Annotated in this window: 20 protein-coding genes; 4 read left to right on the top strand and 16 right to left on the bottom strand. The window is 42.0% G+C overall.

Translation table 11 applies throughout. The features are described 5' to 3' along the window. Positions 1–206: 206 nt before the first annotated feature. The 9 genes from QMD82_07355 to QMD82_07315 form a co-directional block, all read right to left on the bottom strand. Positions 207–434 carry a hypothetical protein gene (locus QMD82_07355; GenBank protein MDI6851731.1) on the bottom strand — a complete coding sequence of 76 codons (228 nt, stop codon included), beginning with the start codon at positions 432–434 and terminating at the stop codon, positions 207–209. Positions 435–600: 166 nt separating this feature from the next. Beyond that, positions 601–1632, bottom strand: coding sequence for a D-glucuronyl C5-epimerase family protein (locus QMD82_07350; protein ID MDI6851730.1), 1032 nt, complete (start codon positions 1630–1632; stop codon positions 601–603). A 43-nt stretch (positions 1633–1675) separates the two neighbouring features. Continuing rightward, on the bottom strand, positions 1676–2992 hold the full coding sequence (locus QMD82_07345) for a flippase (GenBank protein MDI6851729.1): 1317 nt from the start codon (positions 2990–2992) through the stop codon (positions 1676–1678). Between the two features lie 8 nt (positions 2993–3000). Beyond that, entirely contained in the window at positions 3001–3858 is an 858-nt protein-coding gene (locus tag QMD82_07340; GenBank protein MDI6851728.1) for a methyltransferase domain-containing protein, read from the bottom strand. Next, a complete protein-coding gene (locus tag QMD82_07335) occupies positions 3836–5029 on the bottom strand; it encodes a glycosyltransferase (protein MDI6851727.1) in 1194 nt (397 codons plus the stop codon). Before QMD82_07335 ends, QMD82_07340 begins: the two co-directional genes overlap by 23 nt. Positions 5030–5042: 13 nt before the next feature. Beyond that, positions 5043–6137: a UDP-N-acetylglucosamine 2-epimerase (non-hydrolyzing) gene (gene wecB, locus QMD82_07330; GenBank protein MDI6851726.1), complete on the bottom strand. Its 1095-nt coding sequence runs from the start codon at positions 6135–6137 to the stop codon at positions 5043–5045. A 172-nt stretch (positions 6138–6309) separates the two neighbouring features. Further along, complete coding sequence (locus QMD82_07325) at positions 6310–7650, bottom strand: hypothetical protein (GenBank protein ID MDI6851725.1); 1341 nt, start codon at positions 7648–7650, stop codon at positions 6310–6312. A gap of 94 nt (positions 7651–7744) precedes the next feature. Continuing rightward, positions 7745–12274 carry a S8 family serine peptidase gene (locus tag QMD82_07320; GenBank protein ID MDI6851724.1) on the bottom strand — a complete coding sequence of 1510 codons (4530 nt, stop codon included), beginning with the start codon at positions 12272–12274 and terminating at the stop codon, positions 7745–7747. Further along, a complete protein-coding gene (locus tag QMD82_07315) occupies positions 12271–12729 on the bottom strand; it encodes a hypothetical protein (protein MDI6851723.1) in 459 nt (152 codons plus the stop codon). The genes QMD82_07320 and QMD82_07315 overlap by 4 nt, the downstream gene beginning before the upstream one ends. A gap of 226 nt (positions 12730–12955) precedes the next feature. Between QMD82_07315 and QMD82_07310 the strand changes: the two genes are divergently transcribed. Continuing rightward, a complete protein-coding gene (locus QMD82_07310; GenBank protein MDI6851722.1) occupies positions 12956–14401 on the top strand; it encodes an oligosaccharide flippase family protein in 1446 nt (481 codons plus the stop codon). Here QMD82_07310 and QMD82_07305 read toward each other — a convergent pair. The 3 genes from QMD82_07305 to QMD82_07295 all read right to left on the bottom strand — a co-directional run bounded on the left by QMD82_07305 (position 14398) and on the right by QMD82_07295 (position 17318). Continuing rightward, on the bottom strand, positions 14398–15504 hold the full coding sequence (locus QMD82_07305) for a glycosyltransferase family 4 protein (GenBank protein MDI6851721.1): 1107 nt from the start codon (positions 15502–15504) through the stop codon (positions 14398–14400). The genes QMD82_07310 and QMD82_07305 overlap by 4 nt on opposite strands. Before the next feature lie 106 nt (positions 15505–15610). Continuing rightward, positions 15611–16051, bottom strand: coding sequence for an OsmC family protein (locus tag QMD82_07300; GenBank protein ID MDI6851720.1), 441 nt, complete (start codon positions 16049–16051; stop codon positions 15611–15613). Between the two features lie 10 nt (positions 16052–16061). Next, complete coding sequence (locus QMD82_07295; protein MDI6851719.1) at positions 16062–17318, bottom strand: DUF1015 family protein; 1257 nt, start codon at positions 17316–17318, stop codon at positions 16062–16064. Between the two features lie 74 nt (positions 17319–17392). Here QMD82_07295 and QMD82_07290 point away from each other — a divergent pair, with 74 nt between their 5' ends. The 3 genes from QMD82_07290 to QMD82_07280 are packed head-to-tail and all read left to right on the top strand — an operon-like array spanning position 17393 to position 20309. Beyond that, complete coding sequence (locus QMD82_07290) at positions 17393–18349, top strand: iron ABC transporter permease (protein ID MDI6851718.1); 957 nt, start codon at positions 17393–17395, stop codon at positions 18347–18349. Then, complete coding sequence (locus QMD82_07285) at positions 18330–19097, top strand: ABC transporter ATP-binding protein (protein ID MDI6851717.1); 768 nt, start codon at positions 18330–18332, stop codon at positions 19095–19097. The genes QMD82_07290 and QMD82_07285 overlap by 20 nt, the downstream gene beginning before the upstream one ends. A gap of 9 nt (positions 19098–19106) precedes the next feature. Next, on the top strand, positions 19107–20309 hold the full coding sequence (locus QMD82_07280; GenBank protein ID MDI6851716.1) for a 2,3-bisphosphoglycerate-independent phosphoglycerate mutase: 1203 nt from the start codon (positions 19107–19109) through the stop codon (positions 20307–20309). On the opposite strand, the gene QMD82_07275 is transcribed toward QMD82_07280, so the two are convergent. The 4 genes from QMD82_07275 to QMD82_07260 are packed head-to-tail and all read right to left on the bottom strand — an operon-like array spanning position 20306 to position 25455. Then, a complete protein-coding gene (locus QMD82_07275; GenBank protein MDI6851715.1) occupies positions 20306–21229 on the bottom strand; it encodes a lysylphosphatidylglycerol synthase transmembrane domain-containing protein in 924 nt (307 codons plus the stop codon). The genes QMD82_07280 and QMD82_07275 overlap by 4 nt on opposite strands. Then, on the bottom strand, positions 21219–22124 hold the full coding sequence (locus QMD82_07270; protein ID MDI6851714.1) for a tyrosine recombinase: 906 nt from the start codon (positions 22122–22124) through the stop codon (positions 21219–21221). Before QMD82_07270 ends, QMD82_07275 begins: the two co-directional genes overlap by 11 nt. Further along, positions 22091–23404 carry a methylenetetrahydrofolate--tRNA-(uracil(54)-C(5))-methyltransferase (FADH(2)-oxidizing) TrmFO gene (trmFO, locus tag QMD82_07265; GenBank protein MDI6851713.1) on the bottom strand — a complete coding sequence of 438 codons (1314 nt, stop codon included), beginning with the start codon at positions 23402–23404 and terminating at the stop codon, positions 22091–22093. The genes QMD82_07270 and trmFO overlap by 34 nt, the downstream gene beginning before the upstream one ends. Further along, positions 23401–25455, bottom strand: coding sequence for a prolyl oligopeptidase family serine peptidase (locus QMD82_07260; protein MDI6851712.1), 2055 nt, complete (start codon positions 25453–25455; stop codon positions 23401–23403). Before QMD82_07260 ends, trmFO begins: the two co-directional genes overlap by 4 nt. Positions 25456–25611: the final 156 nt, after the last annotated feature.

Genomic DNA, 25611 nt, shown 5'->3' with positions numbered 1-25611 from the left:
TTGTATGACTCTGAAACGGGATTCTGGCTCTTCAGGAGCGGCTACGGTGAGAATGACCGGTTCCCAATTATACTCTGGTAAATATTTAGCGAGCCCTCTCATTCTTAAAGTGCCTATGCTTAGGGTAGAAAGTGGGAAGTGATAACTGACAATTAGCACCTTTTTTCTCACTACTTTTTGTCTCCTTTTATGTTAGGCTGGCAAATTTATAATTTTGTTTTCTGTGCCATGTGTGACGAGTTTGTAAAAGTGGTAAACCCTTTCTTAGTAGTTTCAGAATGGGGTTTTATAAGGTAGTAAGTGTTGGCTTTGTTAAGAGGTAACAAAATAAACTTACTTCCATGCATCTTAGCTTCTTCAGAAGGATTTTTAGAATTCGTGAAGATTGAGTGGAACTTTCTAAGAGATGCATTTTTGCTCCGCATCTTACTCATAGCAACCTATGTATGTAGATATATGTGCAACATACGCTCACGTATAAGCATTATTATAGGATTTGTGGGTTGTAAAAGCAAAAAGAATGCTATAAGACTATTTTTATTTTGCAGATCCAAGTAAATGCGAGTTTCCTGGTAGCATAAACTCCCTGATGCGGAGTTTTTAAAGAAGTTTTCCTTGAAAGAATTCGTGTGAGCTCTCTTTCCCCTTGTTTTTTTCTCTGGAGGCTTTTATGATTGAGTTGATTATAACAATTAAAAGGTAGATTCCGATAAAGTTTATAATGAGGACTGCAATATCTGATTCTTGAGGGCCCTTCATCAATACTACTAATATGAAGCGGAGAGGTGAATGAAGGTCGCCTTTCCAATCAACTGCATAGTGAGCGAATAGAGTATCTCCAGTGATCTCATAAAGCCAGTCCATCTGCTTTATGTGAATTCGGTGGTAATGTTCACTTGCGATGTTGTGGAGTGCATCGTAATAACTCCAACCTCGCGCATCATACATTGAGAGATTTTTTTTCAAGCTACTGAGGCCGTTATCAAAAATCATCTTAGCCAGGGAGTCACCTGTAATAATCCAAAAGTTATAGATACCTTGTAAGGCATAAATCATTCCATTGAGAACTCGGGGATTTTTGCCCCCAACATCAGCATATTCCTCATACCACCAATCTTCGGTTCTTACGCCACCTTCTTCTATGGGTACTAAAAATGCTTTCAATGCTTTTTTTGCTGTGTTCAGGTATATTTCATTTCCGGTTAAGTGATAAGCCCGGCCTAAAACGTCAACGGCAAGCCCTTGTGCCATTCCGGAGACCCATGGGGGGGTCATATTGTAGGATTTCCAGGGGAATTGGTATTGCCACACGGCGAAACTATCGTGTTCAAAGGTGTTTTCGCAAAACCAGTTGGCAATCTTCAAGAACAAATTATATTGCCCTTTGTCCCAGTAAGTTAATGCCTGTTGGGCAATGTTCACTGGATTTATTTGGGGCCCAAGATCTGGGTAAATTGTAATTGGGATTCCATTTTCTCTCACTTCTACTTGAGGAGTAAGCTTAAAACCTTTTCCTTTGATTCCATTGAAAAACTTAAGTACACCTGGCCTTATAAAACCATCGGTGTAAGAAGCCAAAATCAATGATAGGCAGAGAGATAATACTGCAATTACGCTTCTTTTGATTTTCATTTCTCCCTCCCCTTTTGCTTTTAAATAGTAGTTTGAAATGTTATCATCGTTTTTGGCGGCCGCGAAGAATAATAGTTGCTATTGCCTGCCTGTAGATAGCCCAATCGCCTCGCTGTGGTAAAACCACCTTTGTCCAGTGATTACCAGAGAGGCGGCAATAGAAGAAGAGAGCCATCAAGAACGACACAGTATAAGAAACAGTTGAAGCCCAGGCAGCGCCAACGATTCCGTAGCGGGGAATCCAGAGTAGGTTTAAAACGATGTTGGTGACCACTGCGGCAATACCTGTGTAAATATTCAACCTTGGGAATCCCCTACCGGCAATGTCGTTTGACAATACACGCCCAGCGCTTAAAGTAATAATCCCAACAAGTAGTGCCCGCAAAACTCCTACTGCTGGAAGGAAAGCCTCGGAATAGAGCAAAAGTACAATCCAGCGGCTGAGAAATACAAGGACAAGCCCACCAATAGCAGTAGTACAGAGCACAGTTCTGGCAACTAAGGGAGTGAATTCCTTTCGCCTTTCTTCTTCACTTTCCGCAGCAACACGGGGAAAGAGAACTGTGCTTGCAGATTGTGATACCATCCATAATCTCTCAGCAAGTCCAACTGCCACAGTGTATAAACCTACTGCAGTTGGTCCTTGAAACAAATTAACAAGAAACAAATCCACTCTGTAATTGAGGAATCCCAGAATGTTTGAAATGTGTGCCTGTATACCGTATGTGACAGCACCTTTGATGTAGGTTCTGTTAGGTCTGAGGTCAATTCCTTCTGAAATTTGTTTAGCAATAAGAAATATCAAAACACACGTCGCTAGGGAGGCAAGGATGTTGGAGAATATTGCGCCGTTTACCCCTCTTCGGAAAATTAGCAATAAAAGTACTACTAAGCCAAGAAATAAAGCTGTGTACGCAATCTGGACATAATTGAATTCTTTGATTTGTTGGGCGCCAAGAAGAATGTACTGGGTATAGGTGGAAAATATCTGTAAGGGCACAAGGAGTAGCGCCATAAGAAGGTATCTTGGAGCAACACCGGGAAATACAGTATCATGAAAAAATATGACTAAAATCAACCCTACTAAAGTGCCTACAATGCTTATTGCAATGCTGAGCAAAATATTGTTTCCAAATATCTCTTCTCTACGAAATTCTTTTCGTGCAACATAATAGGCCGTTGCAGGCCCAATCCCAAGGTTGCCAAAAGTCACAATAAGAGAGGGTAAAAGGATAGCAAGCGCATAGATACCTCTTCCCTCTGGCCCTAAAACTCTGGCGAGAATGACGGAGGTAGCAATTCCTAGGACAAGGTTTAGAACCCCCGTAGTAAAGGTAATGGCTGTGTTTTTAGTGAACATGCCCAAAATTATCTCTCCGTATCCTTCAAACCGGCCATTGGCTTAACGACAAAAATCAGGCCATCGGCAAAAAAAGGATTCAATTTATACAGCAATCGCCGGCTTAATATTTCAACGGCACCTCTAACCCGTGATCCAATCCTGTATATGATCTTTTCACTACATAGAGAAGAAGTCCCCGGGGTGCAACCCGCTTTTTTAGCAGTCACTGGTCGTGAAGGCTTCTTTTTAACTATCTTCCGTACCAAACTTCGGATTAAGGGATGCTTGTAGTCTATAAAGCTGTACAGCCGCGCATCTATGATCTGATAGCCATTCTTTGACAGTAATGACGTCAATGTGCTCCAAGAGAACCAGTAATTATGGTCTGGATGAACAAATTCTAAACCTTTTAATCTGTATCCGAACCCTGTAATTCGATATGCGTTCGGTGTTGTGATAACCATTATACTATTCTCATGAAAGAGGTGCTTAGCTGATTGAAGGAATAACCCCGGATTATTTAGGTGTTCAATGATCTCTGCAGCTAATATAACATCGAATTTTTCTCCTCGTAGTTCTGGTATTTGATCTAGCTGCTCCACATTCCCTAAAATAAGGTTAGGTATTCCTGCCCGCCGAAGTAAGTTCAAACCCTCTTCGCTTATATCCACCCCATAGACTTCCTTTGCGACTGATAACAATTGTATATGCAGCAAAGTTCCTGCTTCAAGCCTTTCTTTGGTTAAACCTTCATCAACGCAGCCTAAGTGCAAAACTCTCTTATTCTGGCATATTTCCAAGATGTAAGCCGTTCTCCCAATAACAATTTCGATATCTTTGGGTAACCTTATTAAATGGGGATTATCCAAATCTCTCTTTTTCATCAGCTATCACCACCTTATAGATTTCGCTGAGTTGCTTGCCTATAGCTTCATAACTGAATCGCCCGCGGGCATATTTAAAAAGCTCTTCGGTAGAATAATCCTGATAGTGATCCAGCATGTAGTCAATGGCTCTAGCCAATGCTTCTGTATCCCTAGGAAGGACTAGAAATCCCATCTTTTCATTGACAATCTCAGGAATACCCCCTACTTTAGTAGCGACTATCGGAAGTCCGGATGCCATCGCTTCAATCAAAACACATGGTAGATTCTCCCACTCGCTGGGTAGCACAAACACGTCAGCTTTTCTCATAAACTCAGCAACTTCCTGTTTGGTCTTCAAGCCATGAAAACGGACAATATTCTGTAATCCAAGCTTATAGCTCAATTCTTCATATTCAGCCCGGTTTGGCCCGTCACCGACGATGTCAAGGACAAAGTCATCTCGCTTCTCTTTAAGACGGGCCAAAGCCTCAAGCAAATACGGGATACCCTTTATGGGATCGAGGAGAGCTACAAGCAGCAAATGCTTCTTGTCTCCTTCTTGTGCACGGTCTTCATTCTCGGCGGGATGGAAGAGCGAGGTATCTACAACATTGGGAACAACATGAAATCGTGCCCGAATCCCGTAGAACTCAATATGTCTCTTTAAATCTTCGCTCACCGGACATACAAGATCTGCTTGCTCAAAGGCAAATTTTGCTTTCAATTTCTGAATCCCCCGAACCAATCCGCGCGGAAAGCCACTGAAATGCTCTGTTATAATCACTGGAAGTCCATAAAGTTTTCCTATAAGTACTGCTGGAACGCCCGCTTCATAGACATGGGCATGGATAATATCTGGGCGAAATCCGTCTTTAAGAAGCTTACGAAAAGCACGAAACACAGCCCACAAGTAGATTAAGTATGTAGTTTTAGGAATCGGTGATTTTTTGTATTGCACTCTTAGTGTGCGGATGCCATCTTCAATATTGTCCTCAATCTGGTATAAACCGCGGATGTTCGTTTCTACTCCTTCATTACATATCACCGCCACATCGTTGTAAAGGGCGGTTGCTTTTACATGCTCTCGTACAAAAATCCCGGCCACTGGGTTTTTTTTAGAAGGATACCATTCGGCAATATGAAGGATCTTAAGTCTCTTTTGTGCCTCTACTTCAGATTGTTTGCACATCTCCTTATTCATTTCATTCTCTGCCTGTTGAATTCAAAAGTTTAACTATTCTTTCAGCGGACTTTCCATCGCCATATGGCGAGGCTGATTCCATTCCTCTCCTTGCTTCCCTTACCTCCTTGACTATCCTCTCCGGCTCACACCCCACCAGAGTATTCCATCCCGTCTCTACCGTTTCCACCCACTCGGTCTCCTCCCTCAACGTAACACAGGGGACACGGAAGAAAAAGGCTTCTTTCTGCACACCTCCAGAATCCGTTAATATCACCCTGGCGTTCTTCTCTAAAATTAACATGTCTAAGTAAGAAACGGGGTCAATTAGTGTTATTTTCCTTATTGTGAACCCCGCTTCTTTTATCTTCTTTCTCGTTCTTGGATGTACAGGAAAGACCACAGGAAGCCCATCCTCGGCGATGCTCTCCAATCCCTTAAGTATGCCTTCAAGCCTGCCGTTGTTGTCTGTGTTCTCCGCACGGTGCACCGTTGCCAACGCGTAAGACTTTGCTTCTAAGTTGAGACGCTCTAAAATATTGGATTTTTTCTCGGCAAGATCCAGGTAAAGAAGCACGGCATCGTACATTACGTCACCTACAAGATGAACTCCTTTTTCAATACCCTCCCTTTTCAGATTCTCAACAGCTGTTACAGTAGGGCAAAAAAGTAAGGTGGAAATGTGGTCGGTCAGGATACGGTTTATTTCCTCCGGCATTTTCCTGTTGAAACTTCTCAGTCCAGCCTCTACATGTGCAACCGGAATATGCAACTTCACAGCAGCAAGGGCACCTGCAAGGGTGCTATTGGTATCACCGTAAACCATTACAAGGTCTGGCTTTTCCTTAAGGAGAACCTCCTCAGTGTGTTTCAGGATTTCGCCCGTCTGGTAGGCGTGGGTTCCGGAACCTACACCAAGGTGATAATCGGGTTCTTTGAGTCCGAGTTCGTCAAAAAAGATCTGGGACATCTCGTAGTCGTAGTGTTGTCCGGTGTGGACGAGAACCTCGGTTATTTTATTATCGGGGTTTTCTGCGTTGTGTTTCTCAATTGCCTTTAATATCGGGGCAAGTTTTATAAATTGGGGGCGTGCTCCAACTATGTCAACAATTTTCATTTACCTACCTTTTAATTCTTTTTGTAAATTTAAATGGATGCGCTTTTTGGTACGAGATACAAACAATCTTTTTTAGGCCTGCTTCCATAACGCAAAAATCCGCTCTGAGGCTTTTCTTGTGAAAGAATTATAACGCCACTATTGAGTACATACACGCTTTAAAAGGGAGATTTTATAGAATTTTTGTTGAGACGTAGAACTTAGCGGAGAATTCAGAGGCACTTTCACCTTCTCTGTGTTCTTTGTTTAAGATTTTTTGAAAGTTAAGGTTGATAAAAAATCTGCTTCTTTTGCTTTGAAACTCCATACTAATGTTGCTTCCAAGTCGGTGTTCAACGATCCCCGAGAGAAAGGTTTTTGGACGTTCAGAATCCATGTAGTAAGTATAGTCTTTGTCCTTGATGGAGCCTTCTCCTTTTCTTTTGTAAGAAAGGGTGAGTTTTACCCAGCTTTTCTGAGTCAGGACGGGCGTTCTAAAGAAAATAGATAGGCTGTCAAAATCGTTGTCGTTTAAACTCCCCATTGTTTCTGATTTATTGTTGAAGTAGAGGAGGTCGCACCTGTGTACATAGACCCACCTTGTAGCTCCGGTGTAGGAAATTCCTGATTGCATTCCTTTTATGGGTAGATCGAGGAAGTAAGTTCTAAATATCCAGGCGAATTTGTTTGGTCCCCATACGTCTACGTCGGGAATGTGCCAGTCGTCAATGAGAAATTCAAACTGCGAAAAAAATTTCGCACCCCAATAATTCGCTGACAGAATCCAGAAAACGTTGTGTTCTCCACATTCTTCAGTATCAAGGAATCGGGTGTGGTAAAGGGTAAAAGGATTTAGAAAATAGGGATCAGGTCGATTTGTTTCGGTGAAATAGATTGCAATTTCTGAAAAAGAAAGGGAGTAATTTTTGCCTTTTTGCTCTACGGAATGTCCGGAGATGTACCTGTTGAATAGTCTGCCCGGTGGATACAAAGAGGTAGAATCCTGAGTCACCTTTGAGTCCAGTTGCCCAGTGAAAAATGAGAAGTCGATGTGCGGGGTGTGGTAAGAGGCGAAGAACAGCTCTGTGGGTGGGTCTTCTTCTGCAAGGAGTCCTTCGAGGTTCAACTGAAGGCGGTTTCTCCCTATAAAAAGGGTTAAAGGGGCTCGGTCATAAAAGAAATAGGCGCGGGAGAAGGCACCGGCGATTTTGTCGTGCCATTTTAGGTATGGCCATCCCTCGGTACTACCGGTTCTGAAAATTGGCTCAATTACAATCCCATGATTTAGTCTGTCGTAGAGGAAAGTAGCATAAAGGTCAATGGAAGACTTGTTTTTTATGTTTGTTTCGAGATTTATCCAGAAGGAGAGAGGTTTTGATGGGTTGTAATCGTATAAGAGGCTGGTAATGAACCTTGATGGATAGGAGAATCTAATATTGTAAAGCTGGTAATTTTGCTCTATCAAAGCTTTTTCAATTAAAAGATCGTCATTTATGTTTTTGGTGTATGTAAGGAGAAGGATTAAAATGAGCATGGTTTTATTTTGAGGCTTTTGTGACGTTTTTGGAAGTTAAAAAAGTGCGGGCCACCCGAAGGGTGGCCCGCACAGAGCTGGTCAGCTCTCTTTCCTATTTTACCACTATCATTCTGTGGATTTCTCTATTGTTTCCGGATTTCACTTCCACATAGTAGACACCGGCCTTTAGGCTTGAAGGTATGCGGATGGAGGTCTTGCCCTTGTTGACCAGTCCATCAAAGAGGGTGGCAACTTCTCTGCCGGTGACGTCGTAAAGTCTCACGCAGAAAGGTAGGAGGGTGGGTGAAGTCACTACAATGGAGTTTCCAGGTTTTGATATGGTTGGTATGGTGTATGTTAGGGAGTTAATGAAGTTATCGGCATTTTCCTCAACGGGCAGAATGACAATGTTGTTGAATCTGATGGTTACGGGTGCCTTACCTGTTGTAGATTTTACAATTACCACGAGGGCTGTGGTGTCATCACCTGACGGGGAAGTGTAAGTAACACTCTCACTTCCTCCAACGCCATTGGCATCTGCCATTGCCACGTACTGGAGAGGATTGGCATAATTTGCTGGTAGATTTTTCTTTGAGAAGAGGTAAAGGGCGATGTCTGCGTTGCCGTCGGGGACATCAACCCGTAGGGTTGGGCTGGCGCCTTCGGGGAATATCACATTTTCAACATAGGCAAACTGGCCGTCTGCTAAGGTGACGTCCAGTATTCCTGTGCCATTTGTAACAATATAGCCAATGGAAGACTTGGATGTGATTATCTGGAAGCTGTCTCTTACTGTGCCGAAGGTGTAGATGCCGGGATAGAGGTCCTTTTCGCTTGTAGACCAGATGGCTACGAAATCAATTTTGTCAGGGCCAAGGGAGGAGACTGCTACGGGGTGCTCAAGACCTTCCTTTGGTGATGAAGGTGCGTCTTCAAAAATCTTGAGGTCAAGGTCTATAGAGTCACTACTGGCACCATATTTAGAGTTCTTAATGGCCACGAGGGTCCATTGGGATGGAACAGTTTTGATACGGAAAGCTCTTACATTTGGTGTGTATCCCGAGCCGATGGTGTACATGTGTGGCGCATATGTGGACCAGGTTGGCGTGTTGTAATTGAGATAGCCGATGGGTGCAAATACATACTGCTCTCCCCACCATCTTAAGTACTTGTTAAAAATATTGCTGGGCACTACATTGTCCCAGTCAATCTTGTATGCCAAGCTGTGTCTTCCAGCGGGTATTGTGTCTACATAACCCTGATAAGAGATGTAATTCCATGCAGGTATATTATCGGGACCCGGTAGTGTGACCTGAGCAAGCCCATAATCGTTAAGGAACATGATGTTTTTGAGCGTGCTATTAGAAGGCACTTCGGCCGGTACATTGCTTCTGTTTAATGCTACCCAGCCTGAAATGTACACCGTTGTATCACCCTTTAAGATTGAAGGAAGTGTGGTTGAATTTGTGTTGGATGGGACAATCGGGCTATCCCAGTTATCGGGGGTATAGTAGGAGAGGGTTGGATGGTTATGCTGTATTTTGAAGTACATGTAGAGTGGCACTGGTACATAACCAAGAATTGTTGAGCTATTCCACGTATTGTTTGATGTGCTTACTAACGTATAGTTTACACCGATAAATGGGGAGGACCAGAAGGGAGGTTGTAAACCAGTTCCTGTCGCTCCAACACTTGAGTTTTGTCCATACCAAAAAGTCGAAGGTATTTTCTTGTTTAGTTCTACGGAGTAAGATTGACTTGTCCTTCTAGGAACACTTATTGCAACACTCGTGTAAAAGGGTGCACCGTCGGGAGTTCCTGCTGATGAATTATGATTCCAGAGGTAAAGGTACATATTACTGCTCGAGTTTCCGTCGTTGTATCCGTAAATATCAACACTGTCCACTAGTATTGAATCGTTTACTCCAGGCCCAAATTGAGCATAAGTGGCCCAGTAATAGGTTCCACTTGGATAATTGTCGAACAGGAACCCATATCCAGTACCCATTGGATACCAATACCAAACGCCCGGGCTTGTTGTGTAGGGTCCGGAGAGAGTGAAGATTAGCGTATCTTCCTTTTGTTCTCTTAATTCAAGTCCGTATTTGTAGCTAAGGATGAGACGGAATGATGGGTCAAACCCGGAAAGTCCACTTAATTTCGTGAATGTTATAATAAATGGGTCACTGTCGTTTGTACCTTCACCTTTATAAACAGTGCCGAAATAGGCAGTATCTTTGATTATCTGAACGCTATCGGCAGTTGCCCCAATAGGTGAGAGATAGCCCACCACATCCTGGGCAGTGATTCCTATATTTTTGACTGAAACTTTGAGAGAGACCCTTTCACCTGGGTCGATGTAGCCATCATCATTTCCATAGTAGCTATCATCAAGTCGTGAGGATGTTACTTCAATAAATTGTGGTGCAGTTATATCCTCTGTATAATAGACAAAGGCCCTCATACAGAAGTCGTACCAATAAGTTCTCCCCCACCACGAAGAAGGATCAAGCCTATTATTGGTTGCTAAATTAACGGTGCTTGCACCGTCTCCATCCTGATAGGGTACTGAGTAAGCATCATTTTTCCGAATCCCTATCCAGAAGCAGCCAGGCTGGGTGATGTAAATGGGGGAGGGGAGGGTTACCTTGGTCCACGCATCTGCAGTATTAACGTTTATTAAGGCATATCCGTATATTCCCGTATCGGGCGCATTGTAATATGGATTGTGTTTCCATACGAAAAGGGTTTCATTGGTTGCTGTACCATCAAAGTAGACCCTCAAAGAGTCTAACCTGCATGGTCCAGCAGTTTCAAATCTCATAGCGAAATAGTTGTAACTGGCATATTCATCATCGTTTCCAGGATTATATTCGGGGCTGTTGTTGTCATATTTAAGGCTGTCCGACCGGGCAGGGTAGCTCTCGGCCGTTATGGGAACGTTCAAGAACAGATATCTTGTTGCATCGTTTGAAATTACTTTGACGGTAAAGTATAGGTGTTCATCTATTGGAGCATTGGCGTCAAGTGTTATCTCAAAACTTGCCGTTTTCACTTCATCCCTTCCCATAGAACCGAGGGATACCGTTCGAACGTTGTATGTGACATAATGGGTAAAATCTGGTATGGTGTCAAAGACGAGAGAGGCGCTTACAGAGGTTGCTGGGATTCCCCTATTTTTGAATCTGACATTTAGATAAACCCTTTCACCCGGCTGTAGGGTTCCATCGTTGTTTCCTAATCTATCGTCAATGGAATAATCAAGGATTATAACGTTGGATTTCGTTGGAACCGGCGTGTTCAAAACCGCCCTGTATGCATCAACTCTACCCCATCCGGTTGTATCATTGGGAAAGTCGTAATGCTGGGGCTGGATTAATTGGACGTTGTTTCTAATAGTGAGGTAAAGTTGCGAAAGGTTAAGATCCGGGTTCTTTGACAGAATAAGTGCTGCTTCTCCGGCTACATGGGGTGTAGCGGAAGAAGTGCCGTTAAAGTCGTTAATAAAGTCTCCTCCGGGGTATGCTGCCCAAACAGGGTCAGCGGGTGCGCAAACGTCTGGTTTGTGCCTGTTCCAGTCCGCTGCATACCAGTTGTCTGTGTCATTCCACCTTGCAAGATCTGGAGCACCGCCTCTTGAGCTGTAATTAAGAATCTGGTCGTACTGGTCGGTGGCACCCACGGCAAGTACCGTGGGATAAGTACCGGGGACAGATTGTAATGTTGGGTCTGAACCTTCGTTTCCTATTGCAAAAACAGGGAAAATGCCCAGTGCCTTCCAGGTACTGCACGCCGCAAAGAAGGTTACGTCATCCCAATCTGATAATCCCCAGGAGTTAGACACTATCCTCGGTTTTAAACTGTCTGGTAGACCTGCAATCCAGTTGAAACCCGATAAAATCTGACTTGAGGTACCAACACCACTATCGGCAAGAATTTTTACGGCAATCCACATTGCTTTCGGTGCTACGCCGAGGTTGTATTTACCTGCAAGAATGCTGGCACAGGCGGTTCCATGCATGTTGTCATCGTAAGGGTAGGACTTTCCGTTTACAGCATCATACCAGCCTGCAACACCTCTCCAATTGTCCTTTAATGCCGGATGCTCAACATCTACTCCTGAGTCCATAATTCCTACTACTATGCCTTCGCCCTCGTATCCTAAGTCTTTCCACACCTTATCCGCCTGCATTATCTGTCTGTCCCAAGGAACTTCCGTTGAACCTGTGGGGTATGATGCTTTCGTGTAGTTTTGCTCCTTTTCTGGTATTAATTTTCTGTACTCGTCCTCAATGGCATAGGCTACATCGTCTCTCTTCAAAAGTTCGATGAGGGCGCTCTTAGATATTTTAATGGCAAATCCATTTATAACGAAGAACTGTTTTAAGTTTTCTATCTCTCCGATGGATTTCAGCCAGTCAACGACGGGTTTCTGTGATTCTTCTGCGGTTTTCATCATGTACTTTCTCTTGCCGTCGTAATCATCCTCTCTGAATTTGGAAAGGTCATATTTCTGCTTCATGAAGACGATAACAGGAATCTTTTCGTTTTCCTTCATCCCCTGGATCTTTTCCCGGAGGGAATTTCCCATCTTTGTATAGACGTCAGTCAAAGTGAGCAGAAGTATCAATAATACGTTCATCTTTCCACCTCCACAGTTTTCATGAGGTTTTCAAGGTTGGATAGTGCTCTTTTGATTTTTTGTACCTCTTCTTCCTTGCCTTCCATCTTTGATACTTCAAGCCTTTGCATTAGTATGGTTTTTTCCATTTCCATTTTGAGCTTCGTTATTTCTTTGTCGCTGGCACCACTTTTTATAGCGTTTTTAACTCTTTCCCTATATGTGGAAATCGTATTCTGAGAGATGGATTGGTACAGTACTTCGTTAAAGGGAATTTCAACTTTCTTAAGTTCTGGAGCTTTTCTGATTTTCGCAGGTAGAGTGGGAATGTCTTCCCTTACCTCTGGCAAGATGATGGTATCTTGCTCAAAGAGGATGGGAGGACGGGAAGGAACGGGCTCTAAATGAACATCAAGCACTTTGAGTTCCACCCTTTCAGGTGGAATCTGCAGGATAAACAGTAAGATTAACCACATATATAACACCTCCTTAATACTGAGTGTAAATTTTATAGGGTGAAAATAACAAATTCAAGTGTCAAAAATCTGAACAGTTTTTAAAAATTATTGCGGGAAGACAAAAAGAAAAAATTATGATTTACTTCGCTCAATTTAATTGGGCATTGGCTGAACCCCAACACTTTTCACAAAATTCCTGCATTTTGCGAGAGTTTAAGGTTATAATTTACACTCTAAAGCTTTTATGGAAAGGGGTGATTTTAAAAGGCTGAATTTTAAAGAGGCGTTAAGGCTCTTTTTCTCTTTCTCCCTCGGCGTCTGGGTTCAGGCAATAATCAACTTTTTTTCCATTCCTGTAATTACTTTTCTTATTTCGCCTGAAGAGTTTGGAAAATCCACCATGTATTCAACGATTTACTCTTTTCTCCTTGTAATTATTTTAGCAGGATTTGATCAGAGTTTTGTTCGCTTCTTCTACGAGGTTGGAGAGAACAAACGTTCGGTCCTTTTCTGGACCTCTTTGTTTCCACCTCTAACAATCGTTTTAATTATCTCCCTTCTCCTCTATCGGTTCAATGAAAGTCTTTCTCTCTTTTTAATAGGGGATAAAAACCACCCTATTGCTGCCCTTGTCTCCCTTTCAGTGATTACAGGATTGCTTCAAACCTATAACCTTGCGGTCATCAGAATGCAGAAGAAAGGATTCCTTTATTCTATGGTTTTTGTAACTCAGTCGATTGTTAACGTTGGTGTAACAATTCTTTATGCTTTGTTTTTTGGTAGAAACTTTTATGCAATTGTTTGGGGCCAGATTTTTGGCAATGCGATTTCTTTTTTGGTGGGAACAATTTTTGAACATTCAAATCTTCTTCCAGTTAAGGTTGATCTTGATTTATTAAAAAAACTTGCCATTTATGGGTTACCACTACTTCCCTCGGCCCTTTTGTGGTGGCTTTTTCAATGGGTTTCGAGATTTTTTCTTCGGACTTATTCAACTTTTACCGAGCTTGGCTACTTTGGTGTTGCATTTAAGCTTAGTTATGTGATGTATCTAATCAATTCTGGCTTTCAGAACTTCTGGTTTCCCGTTGCCTATGAAACATATGAAAAAGACCGAGAGAATAGGAAGCTGTTTATTGATGCTGCAAATGTAATCAGCTTTGTAATGGTTCTCTTCGCTCTATTTGTAATAACATTCAAAGACCTTTTGTTTTATATCATGGCAAAAGATTATAGGCCTGCTTCACTGGTTTTGCCTTTTCTTCTTTTTCCGCCTGTGATTTCAAGTATTCTGGCAGTTACCGCAAGGGGTATCAACTTTCTGAAAAAAACCTACTGGTTTATTGTATCGGATGGTATTTGCCTACTTATCAACTCGGTTTTGAATTATCTGATGGTTTCGAAGCTCGGTGCAAGAGGATCGGCTATTTCAACCGGCCTTTCCTTTATAGTGCTTCTTACCATAGAAGCGTTCATTTCCATGCGACTTTATCCGGTCAAGTATCCCTTGAAAAAGATCTACACTGCCATTGGAATCCTCTGGGTGGCAAGCTTTATTGCAACTTTTGTCAGGGACGCTCTGATTGTCGGCGGAGTCAGTTTGTTAGCTATTTTTGCCCTTTGTCTGGTGTATTCCGACCTGGTTAAGATAGGGATTAAGGAAGTTAGAAAGTTTCTTAAAAAGCCTTAGGCTTTTTGTTTTAGCAGTTCTTCATAAATCTCAATCATTTTGCTTACGTTTTCTTTCCAGTTGTAAAGTTTTAAGACCCTTTCTCTCCCTCTCCTGCCCATTGATTTTCTGAGTTCCTTATCCTTAATGAGGGTTTCAATGGCAGAAGCTGTGGCCTTGGGATTTTCCGCAGGCACAACGAATCCGGTTACACCTTCTTCAACGACCTCTGGCAATCCGCCCTTGTTTGAGACCACAACGGGCTTTCCACACGCCATGGCTTCAACAACAACGACACCAAAACTTTCTTCCACTCTTGAAAGAAGAACAAAGATGTCAATCATGTTCATATATTTGGGAAGCTGAGCATGTGGTATGTAGCCTGTGAAGACTACGGAATCTTCCACCTTCAACTCTTTTACGAGCTGTTTTAGATTTTCTCTCTCAGGACCATCGCCCCCAATGAGAAGATTTAAATTTTCCTTAGATTTTCTTTTTAAAAGGGCAAAGGCTGAAATTAGAGTATCAATGCCGTATTTTTTTTCCAGAGACTTAACAGTTCCGATTACTACGCTATCTTCCGTAAAGACCTTTTTTACCTCAAAGGGTTTAAAAGTTTCAATGTCTACACCGAAAGGGACGACGTCGATCTTTTTTGCAGTGTACTTGGTAGCTTCTCTTGCCATTGTGATGGAGGTTGAGGTAATTTTGTCAGCCTTTTTCAGGTTATGCCTGATAATTAGGGCATTTAAAAAAGATTTTTTGGGAAAGTCAAACACATCGGAACCCCAGAGGGAAATAATAAGGGGGTGGAATTTTGTGAGGGCTCCGATAAGTCCGTAGCTTGAGGCGTAATGGGCATGGAGTACATCAGGTTTGAATTCTTCTATCGCAGATTTTACTTTTGGTAACGCTTTTAAGTAGTTTATTTTTCCCTTTAACCCTCCATGTTTAGGTTCGTCAATGCTCGCGGTTTTTACTATGATTTCTGGGAGGTAAGGATTGTCTTTGAGTTTTAGGTCTTCAAGGCCAAAAACGAGAACTTTGATCCCTCTTTCCACAAGGGCATTCGCCCAGCGAATAGTGTGTGTAGAATTTACTTTGGAAAGAAGAAAGACTTTCATTTACATAAAAGATTATAAACCAGACGTTATGAAAAAACCTTAAATATCGTTATACACTAAAATTGATATAATAAATCGCGCAGTAAGAATATTCGTATTAAATTTTTTATTCTTCCAGTACTACTGCTACCTCCGTATGGTTGAGGAGGTTATCCGCTACCGGGCACCGAGACTCAATTTCTTTCAAGAATTTTTCTTTTTCTTCTTTGCTCATGTCCGCATCAATTTTAACGTTGACCTTAATCTTGTAAAAACCGGCGCGGGGCTTGTCGGTCTTACCCATCAGAACGTCGTAGTCAATTTCACCTTCTGCAGATGCCGAGAGTCCCTTAATTTCGAGTCTTTTTTGCTTGGCAATTATTAATCCGATGGTTATAATGCAACTCGTCAGGGCACCGAGGACATACTCAAGGGGGGTCATCCCCTTGTTGGTACCTCCTGAAGCTTCTGGTTGGTCCACGTACTGGACCAGGTCCCGGGCTTTTAGTTCTACAAGCATGTTGCCCGCCCATTTGGCATCTACTTTTATATTTTTAATTGTTGGCATAGTGACCCCCTTACTGTATGGGATCTAAAAGATGTAAGAATAATCCGCTACGCAGTTTTGGCTCAAACCAGGTGGATTTGGGTGGCATGATCATACCTGCGTCTGCCACCCTGAGAAGTTGCTCCATAGTGGTGGGATAAAGGGCAAAGGCAACTTTGAATTCTCCGCTGTCTACCAATTTTTCAAGTTCGGTAAGCCCCCTTATTCCGCCCACGAAGTCTATTCTTTTGTCTCTCCTTGGGTCTTTAATGTTAAGAAGGGGATCTAAGACTTCATTTTGAAGGATGCTTACATCCAGAGAATTTATAGGGTCGTCTTCTTTAATGATGGCAGATTTTGCCTTTAATGAGTACCATCTGCCATTTAGGTACATGCTGAAGGTGTGGACTGATTTTGGTTTGGCATCATTGCCTTTTACATTCAGCTGTTCGATTTCAAATTTTTCTTTAAGTTTGTTTAGAAATTCTTCTTCACTGAGTCCTGCAAGGTCCTTTACCACTCTGTTGTAATCCATTATATGCAGAACCTTATGCGGAAAAACAACGGCTAAGAAAAAGTTATAAGGTTCTTCACCTGTGTGATTTGGATTTCGTTCACTTCTCCACTTCATAACTCTCCAGGCAGCCTGGGAACGATGATGGCCGTCGGCAATGTAAAGGTGAGGTAGTTCAGCAAAGAGTTTTTGAATTTCATTTATGTATTCCTCATCGTTGGCAAGATAAAGAATGTGCCTTACTCCATCGGCAACGAAGTCGTATTCCTTTGGGAACTTTGTACCCTCAAAAATCAGGTTATCCAGCTTTTCCATGGATCTGTATGCAAGAAATACCGGTTCTGTCTGGGCACCAAGAATGTCAATATGTTTGGCTCTGTCGATTTCTTTTTCTTCCCTTGTTAATTCGTGTTTCTTAATTTTCCCTTCTTCGTATTCTTTGCAGGAGAAGACTCCCACGAGGCCGACCTGTCTAATATCTCCCATTATTTCTTCGTAAATGTAAAAGGAGGGTTTATCTTCTACAAAGAAAATGCCATCTTTAAAGTATTGATGCAGGTTTTCCTTTCCCTTTAAATAGACCTCTTCTCTGTATGGGTCAAAATCATCGGGGAAGTGAACCTCAGGCCTTATTACCTTGACGTAGCTGAGTTCACTCTTTTTGTAAAGTTCCTTTGCCTCTTTCACAGAAATAACATCGTAAGGTGGGCAATTAACTTGTTCTACGAACTCCCTTTTGGGTCTTCCGGCTTTAAAGGGTTTCACAATTGACATTTCACTCCTCCTTCTATTAAGATTATAAGAAAAAGCTTTTGTCCAATCAAAGTGAGCACTTTAAAATAATCTATATGCGAAAATATTGGTACATTTATTTGATTGTCTTACTCCTTGTGCTCTTTGTTTTTAGCTACCTTTACGTGACCAATTTTACTTTTAAGACACCTTCCGAGGAGATTTTAAGGCTGAGGATTCTCAGGTTTGTGGTCACTTTTGTTGCAGGCTATGTGCTTGCAATATCGGGTGTATCGCTCCAGACAATTCTTCAAAATCCTCTGGCAGACCCCTATATTCTTGGCGTTTCTTCGGGTGCTCTTTTGGGTATTGCAATTTCTAAGGTTGCAGGCATAAGTTTGCAGTTTGTCTTTTCAATTCCGGCTTTTATCTTTTCTGTTCTTGCCATTTTCTTTATCTATTACCTTGCAAGGGTAAAGGGCAGTCTTGTTAAAGAACTGCTTATTCTTGGTGGACTTTTTCTCAATTTTTTCTTCAATGGAATTGTTTTTTATCTTCTGGTGCTGAAAAGGGAAGTACTGGAGGAGATTCTTTACATACTCTGGGGATTTACGGGAGTGATAGTTACAGAAGGCGAACTGCCTCTCCTTGTTATCACTCTGTTCTTAGCGCTTATTGTAGCTTCACTACCTCTTTTAAAAACGAAAGAGCTGGATGCAATTACCTTGGGCGATCCTGAGGCGTTGAGCCTGGGAATTGATGTAAATAAAATAAGGATAATGGTTTTTTTTACCACTTCGGCAAGTACCGCACTGATTGTTTCAATCACAGGGGCTATAGGATTTGTAGGGCTTATGGTTCCAAATATTATAAAGAAGATAATCGGCGGTAAGCACGCGGTGCTTTTGCCGGTGAGTGGGCTTGGAGGGTCTTTAATGCTACTTGTTGCGGATTCGGTTTCGAGAGTGGTTGCACCGGTGGAACTTCCTCTCAGTATTATTCTGGGTATTTTTGCGGTCCCGTTCTTTTTCTGGATTGTGTGGAGGCAGAGAAATGAAGGTAATAGAGGTTAAGGACCTCAGCTTCTCTTATGTTAAATTCTTTGAACCTCTGATTAAGAATGTTAGCTTTTCAGTGGAACAGGGTACTTTCTTATCTATTATTGGTCCCAATGGCTCCGGGAAGACGACCCTTTTTAGACTGCTCACAGGTATTATAAAACCCGAGCATAATAAAGTTTTGGTATGGGGTAGAGATATTAACTCCTATCCCCGCAAGGAGCTGGTTAAGTACATTTCAGCCCTTCCATCAACGGAGATTATCTATAATGAGGTGTTGAGGGTGGATGATTATTTGGAGCTGGCGAGGTATCCTTATATTACTGGCTTTGCGGGGTTGAGTGATATTGACTATTCCATTATTGAGACTGCGAAAAAAATTACGCAGACTCATAAACTTGGTAAAAAGTATCTGTGGGAGCTCTCCCAGGGTGAGCTTGCCAGGGTAAGGATAGCAAGGATGATTGCCCAGGATTCAAAAATTTTAATTATGGATGAGCCTACAGCCCACCTTGACATAGATCATAAGCTTTGGTTTTTTGGCGCTTTGAGAAGAATGAAAGCGAATGGGAAGACCGTAATTGCAATTATTCATGACATAAATTTTGCTTATAGGTTTTCCGATGAACTCCTCGTATTAAACGACGGGAGGGTAGAGTACCTTGGCAAGAGGGAAAATGTGGATTTTAAACTTTTGGAAAGGGTGTTTAACGTTAAAATTAAAAGGGTCAATGATGACCTTATTTTTGAGGAAACCTTTTAGGAGGCGGCAATGAAGATAAGAGAACTTTACCAGAAGAATAATTCTAAGATTTTATTCCTCGTGGCTGACGGCCTTGGGGGGATTCCACATCCCGACTTTGAAAACAAAACGGAATTGGAATATGCGAGAACTCCAAATCTTGATAATCTTGCCCCACATTCAGTTCTTGGTTTAACTATCCCTGTGGAGTACGGTATAACGCCAGGAAGCGGGCCTGCCCACTTTTCCCTCTTTGGATACAATCCGGAGGAAGTTGAGATTGGAAGAGGAGCCCTTGAGGCTTATGGTATTGGCTATATTATGTCCGATGACGAACTTGCGATCAGGGCGAACTTTTGCACCATCACAGAGGATAGAGTTGTGACCGATAGAAGGGCAGGAAGGATTGAAACGGAAGAGATGAAGAGGATTGTGAAGAAACTCTCGGAAAACATAAGGGATATTGACGATTGTAAAGTTACTTTTTTGCCGGGAAAAGAACATAGGTTCGTAATCATATTAAAAGGTAAGGATTTACATGACAGGGTTAGCGATACCGATCCCCAGAAAGAAGGTATGAAGCTTTTGGAGGCGAAGGCTTACGAAAAAGAAGCTGAAAAGACAGCGGAAATTGTAAATAGGCTGGTTTATAAAGTCCTTGAAGTTTTGAAGGATGAGGAGAAGGCCAATGGGGTCCTTCTCAGGGGATATTCCTTGAAGCCGAAGGTAGAGAGTTTTGAAGAAAAGACAGGGATGAAGGCCCTCTCACTAGCGAATTACCCTATGTACAAAGGGATCACGAGGATTCTTGGCATGGATACTCCCGACGTAGGTGAAAGTTTTGTTGACCTTGTCCATTACCTCAAAGCCCATTTTGCAAAATACGATTTTGTCTACCTTCATTACAAATATACAGATAAAGCTGGGGAAGATGGCGATTTCCTGAAAAAAGTGAAATACATTGAAGAGCTGGATTCCTATCTGCCCGAAATTCTTTCTTTAAATCCTGATGTTTTTGTGATTACCGGCGATCATTCCACGCCTTCCCTGCTTAAATCCCACTCATGGCACCCTAATCCGCTTCTCATACATTCAAGGAATATGGGATTTGACGGGATTGAGAGGTTTACAGAGAGGAATTGTACAAGAGGTTCTCTGGGTATTATGTATGCGTATCACCTCCTTCCTATTGCCATGGCGGCGGGTTTGAAACTTAAGAAGTGGGGAGCTTAAGATTTTAATTTAAAGTGCCAGATTGAAGAAAAGTATATCCCTGGTATTGACCTTACTACGAACCTGAAGAAATGGACTACGAGGGCTATAGTAAAAATCCCACTTTTGTCATAATTCCATAAAGTTCCGGCAAGAACAAATCCGTATTCAAAGGTTCCAATGTTTGAAGGGGCAGAAGGAATTGAAAGGGCAATGTTTAAGAAAAACGCTACAAGCGCCAAAAATGCGATTGAGGTTTTTACTCCAAAGGCGTAAAAGAAGTAGTAAAAACTCATAACTTCAATAGCCCATGAGAAAAGGGTGATTGCCAGGGTTTTCAGAAATTTTGATGGGCTATTTAGAGGTTTCATTGCCAGTTTCAGGTTTTTAATGACCCAGACAAGTTTTGCTGGTAAGTTAATTTTGTCCTGATATTTTTCTTCAAGATACCAGGCTATAAAAATAGAAAATACAACAAGGATAAAGAGTCCAAATAAGGTGTATCGATAGAAACGGGGGAGGTTTGATGAGAATAGTGCAACAACTCCGCATATCAATATGGCAATGGTGTCAAAAATTCTTTCTACAACAGTGGCTCCGAGGACAAGACTTTTGGGGATTCCATTTCTTTGGTGAAGGAGCACTATTCTCCAAACGTCTCCCAGTCGTGCAGGAAATATGTTGTTACCGAAACTTCCTATAAAAAAAGATCCTACGGCGGTTTCTACGTCAATTTCGTGGTCCTCGGGAAAGAGGTATTTCCATCTTAAGCCCCTTATATAATAGCTTATAAAAAATGTTAATGATGCAACGAGGAGTGGCCAGATTTTCAGTCTGCTTATAATCTCGTAAAGTTTTTTTACTTCAAAGTCTTTCAAAACCAAGGCTAAAAAAAGGAAACTGAGGACAAATCCAAGCCATAAAAGTACTTTATTTTTCATCCTCTTTACCTCTTGGATGCGTTTTCTTATAGACCTCTAAAAGGGCCGAAAATGGGAGGTTGGTATAAACCGAGGTGGTGGAGAGGGATTTATGGCCTAAAAGTTCCTGAATAGATCTTAAATCTGCACCGTGGTTTAAGAGGTGAGTGGCAAAACTGTGTCTTATTGAATGTGGATGAACGCCATACAGTTTTGCGAGGGCTTCAAATCTTTTATTGATAATATCCCAGAGAGACCTCCGGGTGAGTTTATTGCCAAACTTGTTTACGAAAATATATTCGTTCAAGTCCCCTTTTTCTTTTAACAGCTTCTCTTTGTAAGAGTTTATGGCTTGTAATGCCTTTTCACCCACAGGTACAATTCTTTCCTTTTTGCCTTTACCCAGCACCTTCAATTCTCTTTCCTTTTCTCTCAGAGATTCCCACTTTAATTCAATCACCTCTGAAGCACGAAGTCCGCAAGAATACATAAGCTCAATTATGGCTTTATCTCTGAAGTCGTTGAGAGTTTGTGGCTCCCAGGAGTCGAGGAATTCGTTGAGTCTCTTTTCAGGGAGTACGTCGGGTAGGTATTGGTCTCTTTTGGGGTTTCTGATTCCCAACATAGGATTCTTTTCTATGATTCCAAGCCTTTTGAGGTATTTAAAGAAGGTTCTGAGACAGGAAAGCTTCCTTTCTACACTTCTTTTTGAAAAGCCCGTTCTAAGTAAGACAGAGATAAATTCTCTTATGTGGTTTCTCGACACTAATTCCATTTCCCTAATCCCAAGGCCATCTCGCATGAACTCCCAGAACTGATTTAAGTCATCTTCGTAAGATGATACCGTGTTTTCCGAAAAGCCCTTCTCGTTTTTGAGGTAGCTCAGAAAATCTCTGATAAGTGTTCTTCCTTCCATTTTATTATGTCCCTTATTGCTCTTTGAGATTTATATATCCTTCTGTCTTTTCCACGGATTCTAAAATTTACGGGACTTAAAATGCCAAGGTTGGCATTCATCGGCTTGAAGTCCTGATAAGGGTAGTGGGTAATGTAATCGAGCAATGCACCGGTTATAGTGGTTTTGGGTGGAAGCTCGGGTAGTTTTCCCGTTTTGTATAGTTTTCTGATAAATATTGAAACCAATAACCCTCCCCAGATTGCTTCTACATACCCTTCTGTACCTGCAATCTGACCGGCAAAGAAGATGTTATTTTTTCCCTTCAGCCTCAGGTAGTCATCAAGAACCCGGGGAGAGTTAAGGTAGGTGTTCCTGTGGACCTTTCCATATACCACAAATTCAGCCTTTTCCATTCCGGGTAACATACGAAAAATCCTTTCCTGTTCTTTGATTTTGAGCTGGGTTTGAAAGCCGACAAGGGAGAAGAGGGTTTTCTCCCGGTTTTCAGCACGTAACTGAACAACAGCGTAAGGCTTGCTTCCATCAGGTGGTGTAAGCCCATCAGGACGCATAGGACCATAGCGAAGAGTCTCATTACCTCTTTTAGCCATCACTTCGATGGGCAGGCAGGCCTCAAAATAGTCTCTGTCTTCTTCGAGATGCGGCTCATGTATTTCGGCTTTTCTGAGTTCTTCGACAAAAGCAAGGTATTGGTCCCTGGTGAGAGGTATGTTTAGATAAATATCATCCTGTTCACCGTGTCTGTCTTTGAAATACATTTTGCTTGTATCCAGAGATTCTGAGGTAACAATGGGTGCCACAGCGTCATAGAAGTTTAAAAAACTTTCACCAATTAAGCCTTTGAGAAATTCTGCAAATTTATCAGAGGTTAGAGGTCCGGTGGCAATAACTATGTAGTCGGCTTCAGGTAGAAAGGTTACCTCTTCCCTTACTATTTTAATCATAGGATGGGATTCAATAGTTTCTGTTATTTTTTTTGAAAATAGTTCTCTGTCAACAACCAAAGCTCTTCCACTGGCTATTGAGCTTTCTTTCGCAAACTCTAAGAGTTTTGAACCTAAAATTTCCATTTCTTTCTTGAGGAGGCCGTGTGCATTATGAAGTTCGGTGGATTTTAAGGAATTACTGCATACAAGTTCCGCAAAATATGGGGTCTTATGGGCGGGGGTGAAACGCAATGGTCTCATTTCATAAAGGGTAACCTTTATACCTGCCTTTGCTAAATTGATTGCGCATTCACTCCCTGCAAGCCCTCCACCTATTACCACTACATTCATATTTTGACGCCAAGTTGCCACAAGGTAAAAATTGTGGAGAGGGTCATGTCCTCAATCCGTTTTTTTCTCGGCTTACCCGCACCATGTCCTGCTTTTGGCTCAACATAAAGGAGAACAGGTCCCTTCGTCTTTACTAAATTCTGCATCTTTGCAGCCATTTTCATTGCATGCATAGGGTGAACTCTTCCATCAAATTCGGCGGTGTGGAAGTAGACTGCGGGGTAAATCTTATCTAAGTTTCTATCTATTCTGTGATAGGGAGAGTATTCGTACAAGTATTTGAAATCCTCAGGATTATCAGGATTTCCGTATTCTGGTATCCATATATGTGCTACTCCAAATTTGTGGTATCTGATCATATCAAGGAGAGGAACCCCGCAGTAAACAGCCCGAAAGAGGTCTGGCCTCTGGGTCATTACCGCACCAACGAGGAGACCGCCATTACTTCCGCCGGATATGGCAAGCCTTTCAGGATTTGTGTATCCCTTCTGGATCAGGTACTCTGCTGCGCTTATAAAATCGTCAAAAACGTTTTGCTTTTTGTCCCTCATCCCCTGTTTATGCCACTCCTCGCCGAATTCGTCTCCCCCTCTCAGGCAAGCTATAGCATACACAAAGCCCCTTTTGAAGTAGCTATTATTTCCAAGAAAATAAGGTCTCATTCCCGCTGCAAATCCACCATAGCCGGTAAGGAGGGCGGGATTATTGCCGTCCAACTTTATGTCCTTTCTGTGTATAATGTACATCGGTATCAAGGTCCCATCTTTGGAGGGATACATAACGAATTCCTGGACGAAGTCTTCTACCTTGAAGTCTACCTCTTGTTGCCAGATTTTTTTTATTTCTTTTGTCTTAACATTGAAAGAGAATATGGTGGGGGGAGAGAGGAAAGACTGAAAGAAGATGTAAATTACAGGGGATTCGTAATTCTCTATGGTGAAACCTGCACTTCCCCTGTCTGGAAGAGGAATTTCATATTCAATGTTCCCGTTGATGTCCGCAATGTAGAGTCGGGTAAAGGTGCTGTCCGTTACTCTGAAAATAAGTTTTCCACCGGCAAAGGAGAAGTTTTCCAGAACCCAGTGATTTTGAGGGATAATCTCCTCCGCCTTTTCGATGTCGGGATTTTCAATGGGAACACGTATCAATCTGTATCTCGGAGCCTTATAGCTGGTTAGAATGTAAAAATAATCTCCGTAAGAGACAAGGGAAAAGGTTCCGTCGAGGTTTTCCGCTATCTTTTGCCATCCTTCTTCGCCGTCAATTTTTCTGATATATAGGTCGTTTTGTGACCATCCCTTTTCTATGGTCAGAACGAGAAATCTCTTATCCCGAGTAGTATGTATCGAGGGCATCCAGGTTTCTGGCAGGTCTTCTCCGAAGACGTATTTATCGTTTCTATAATCGTCTCCAATTTTGTGGAAGTAAACCCGCGGTAAGAATTTGTCCCCTCCGGTGTTTCTTGTGTAATAGAAACCGGATTTATCGGGAAGCCAGGCGACGGAAGTCCACTTGGTATCGGGTATAGAATCGGGAAGGTATTCGCCTTTTTCAACATCAAAGAGGTAAAGAGTACTGTTTTCGCTACCTCCGAAAGATTTACCGAGGGCAATGAGTTTTCCATCGTGGCTGGGATAGAAAAAGTCAAGAGCCACAAGACCATCTTTACTGAACTTGTTCGGGTCAATGAGTTTTTTTGCTTTTTCTATGTCCCACTTTCCTTTGCTCATGTAAATGACGGAATGGTTACTTTTACCGTCATATTTGTTAAAGAAATATATGTCTTCATAAACCGAAGGAGCGGATATGTATTTTCTTCGTAAGTTCCTGTCAATTTCTTTGTACAGTTTTTTATAACCTTTGAGGCCCTTGAGGGTTTTTAAGGAAAGGTCGTTTTGTTCTTCTATCCATTTTTTAACTTCTGGGTCATCTACATTTTCCAGCCAGCGGTAAGGGTCTCTGATCTCAACACCAAAAAGGGTATCAACTACCTCCTTGGTTTTTGTGGGAGGATAAAGAAGGGTTAATATAGTCATAAATACCTCCAGCATTTGAACCTCCTCTGGAACGCTAAAATGATAAAGGATTGGTTGTGGACATGAATTTGTTTTAAAAGGCAGGGAGGATCTAATTAATGTACTGCGGTATGTATGATGGGCAAAAATACTTGATAACGCAACCTGTTGGGTTTTGTTTTGAAGGGCGAG

The organism is bacterium, from assembly GCA_030019025.1.
In the GTDB taxonomy this organism is placed as follows: domain Bacteria; phylum Hydrothermota; class Hydrothermia; order UBA1063; family UBA1063; genus UBA1063.
Note: the sequence above shows the minus strand (reverse complement) of the source record. Positions and strands in the feature narration are given on the sequence as shown.

Bases quoted from the DNA above. Each gene is read 5' to 3' on its own strand.
- QMD82_07355 (MDI6851731.1), bottom strand. From the start codon at position 434: ATGAGTAAGATGCGGAGCAAAAATGCATCTCTTAGAAAGTTCCACTCA.
- QMD82_07350 (MDI6851730.1), bottom strand. From the start codon at position 1,632: ATGAAAATCAAAAGAAGCGTAATTGCAGTATTATCTCTCTGCCTATCA.
- QMD82_07345 (MDI6851729.1), bottom strand. From the start codon at position 2,992: ATGTTCACTAAAAACACAGCCATTACCTTTACTACGGGGGTTCTAAAC.
- QMD82_07340 (MDI6851728.1), bottom strand. From the start codon at position 3,858: ATGAAAAAGAGAGATTTGGATAATCCCCATTTAATAAGGTTACCCAAA.
- QMD82_07335 (MDI6851727.1), bottom strand. From the start codon at position 5,029: ATGTGCAAACAATCTGAAGTAGAGGCACAAAAGAGACTTAAGATCCTT.
- wecB (MDI6851726.1), bottom strand. From the start codon at position 6,137: ATGAAAATTGTTGACATAGTTGGAGCACGCCCCCAATTTATAAAACTT.
- QMD82_07325 (MDI6851725.1), bottom strand. From the start codon at position 7,650: ATGCTCATTTTAATCCTTCTCCTTACATACACCAAAAACATAAATGAC.
- QMD82_07320 (MDI6851724.1), bottom strand. From the start codon at position 12,274: ATGAACGTATTATTGATACTTCTGCTCACTTTGACTGACGTCTATACA.
- QMD82_07315 (MDI6851723.1), bottom strand. From the start codon at position 12,729: ATGTGGTTAATCTTACTGTTTATCCTGCAGATTCCACCTGAAAGGGTG.
- QMD82_07310 (MDI6851722.1), top strand. From the start codon at position 12,956: ATGGAAAGGGGTGATTTTAAAAGGCTGAATTTTAAAGAGGCGTTAAGG.
- QMD82_07305 (MDI6851721.1), bottom strand. From the start codon at position 15,504: ATGAAAGTCTTTCTTCTTTCCAAAGTAAATTCTACACACACTATTCGC.
- QMD82_07300 (MDI6851720.1), bottom strand. From the start codon at position 16,051: ATGCCAACAATTAAAAATATAAAAGTAGATGCCAAATGGGCGGGCAAC.
- QMD82_07295 (MDI6851719.1), bottom strand. From the start codon at position 17,318: ATGTCAATTGTGAAACCCTTTAAAGCCGGAAGACCCAAAAGGGAGTTC.
- QMD82_07290 (MDI6851718.1), top strand. From the start codon at position 17,393: ATGCGAAAATATTGGTACATTTATTTGATTGTCTTACTCCTTGTGCTC.
- QMD82_07285 (MDI6851717.1), top strand. From the start codon at position 18,330: ATGAAGGTAATAGAGGTTAAGGACCTCAGCTTCTCTTATGTTAAATTC.
- QMD82_07280 (MDI6851716.1), top strand. From the start codon at position 19,107: ATGAAGATAAGAGAACTTTACCAGAAGAATAATTCTAAGATTTTATTC.
- QMD82_07275 (MDI6851715.1), bottom strand. From the start codon at position 21,229: ATGAAAAATAAAGTACTTTTATGGCTTGGATTTGTCCTCAGTTTCCTT.
- QMD82_07270 (MDI6851714.1), bottom strand. From the start codon at position 22,124: ATGGAAGGAAGAACACTTATCAGAGATTTTCTGAGCTACCTCAAAAAC.
- trmFO (MDI6851713.1), bottom strand. From the start codon at position 23,404: ATGAATGTAGTGGTAATAGGTGGAGGGCTTGCAGGGAGTGAATGCGCA.
- QMD82_07260 (MDI6851712.1), bottom strand. From the start codon at position 25,455: ATGCTGGAGGTATTTATGACTATATTAACCCTTCTTTATCCTCCCACA.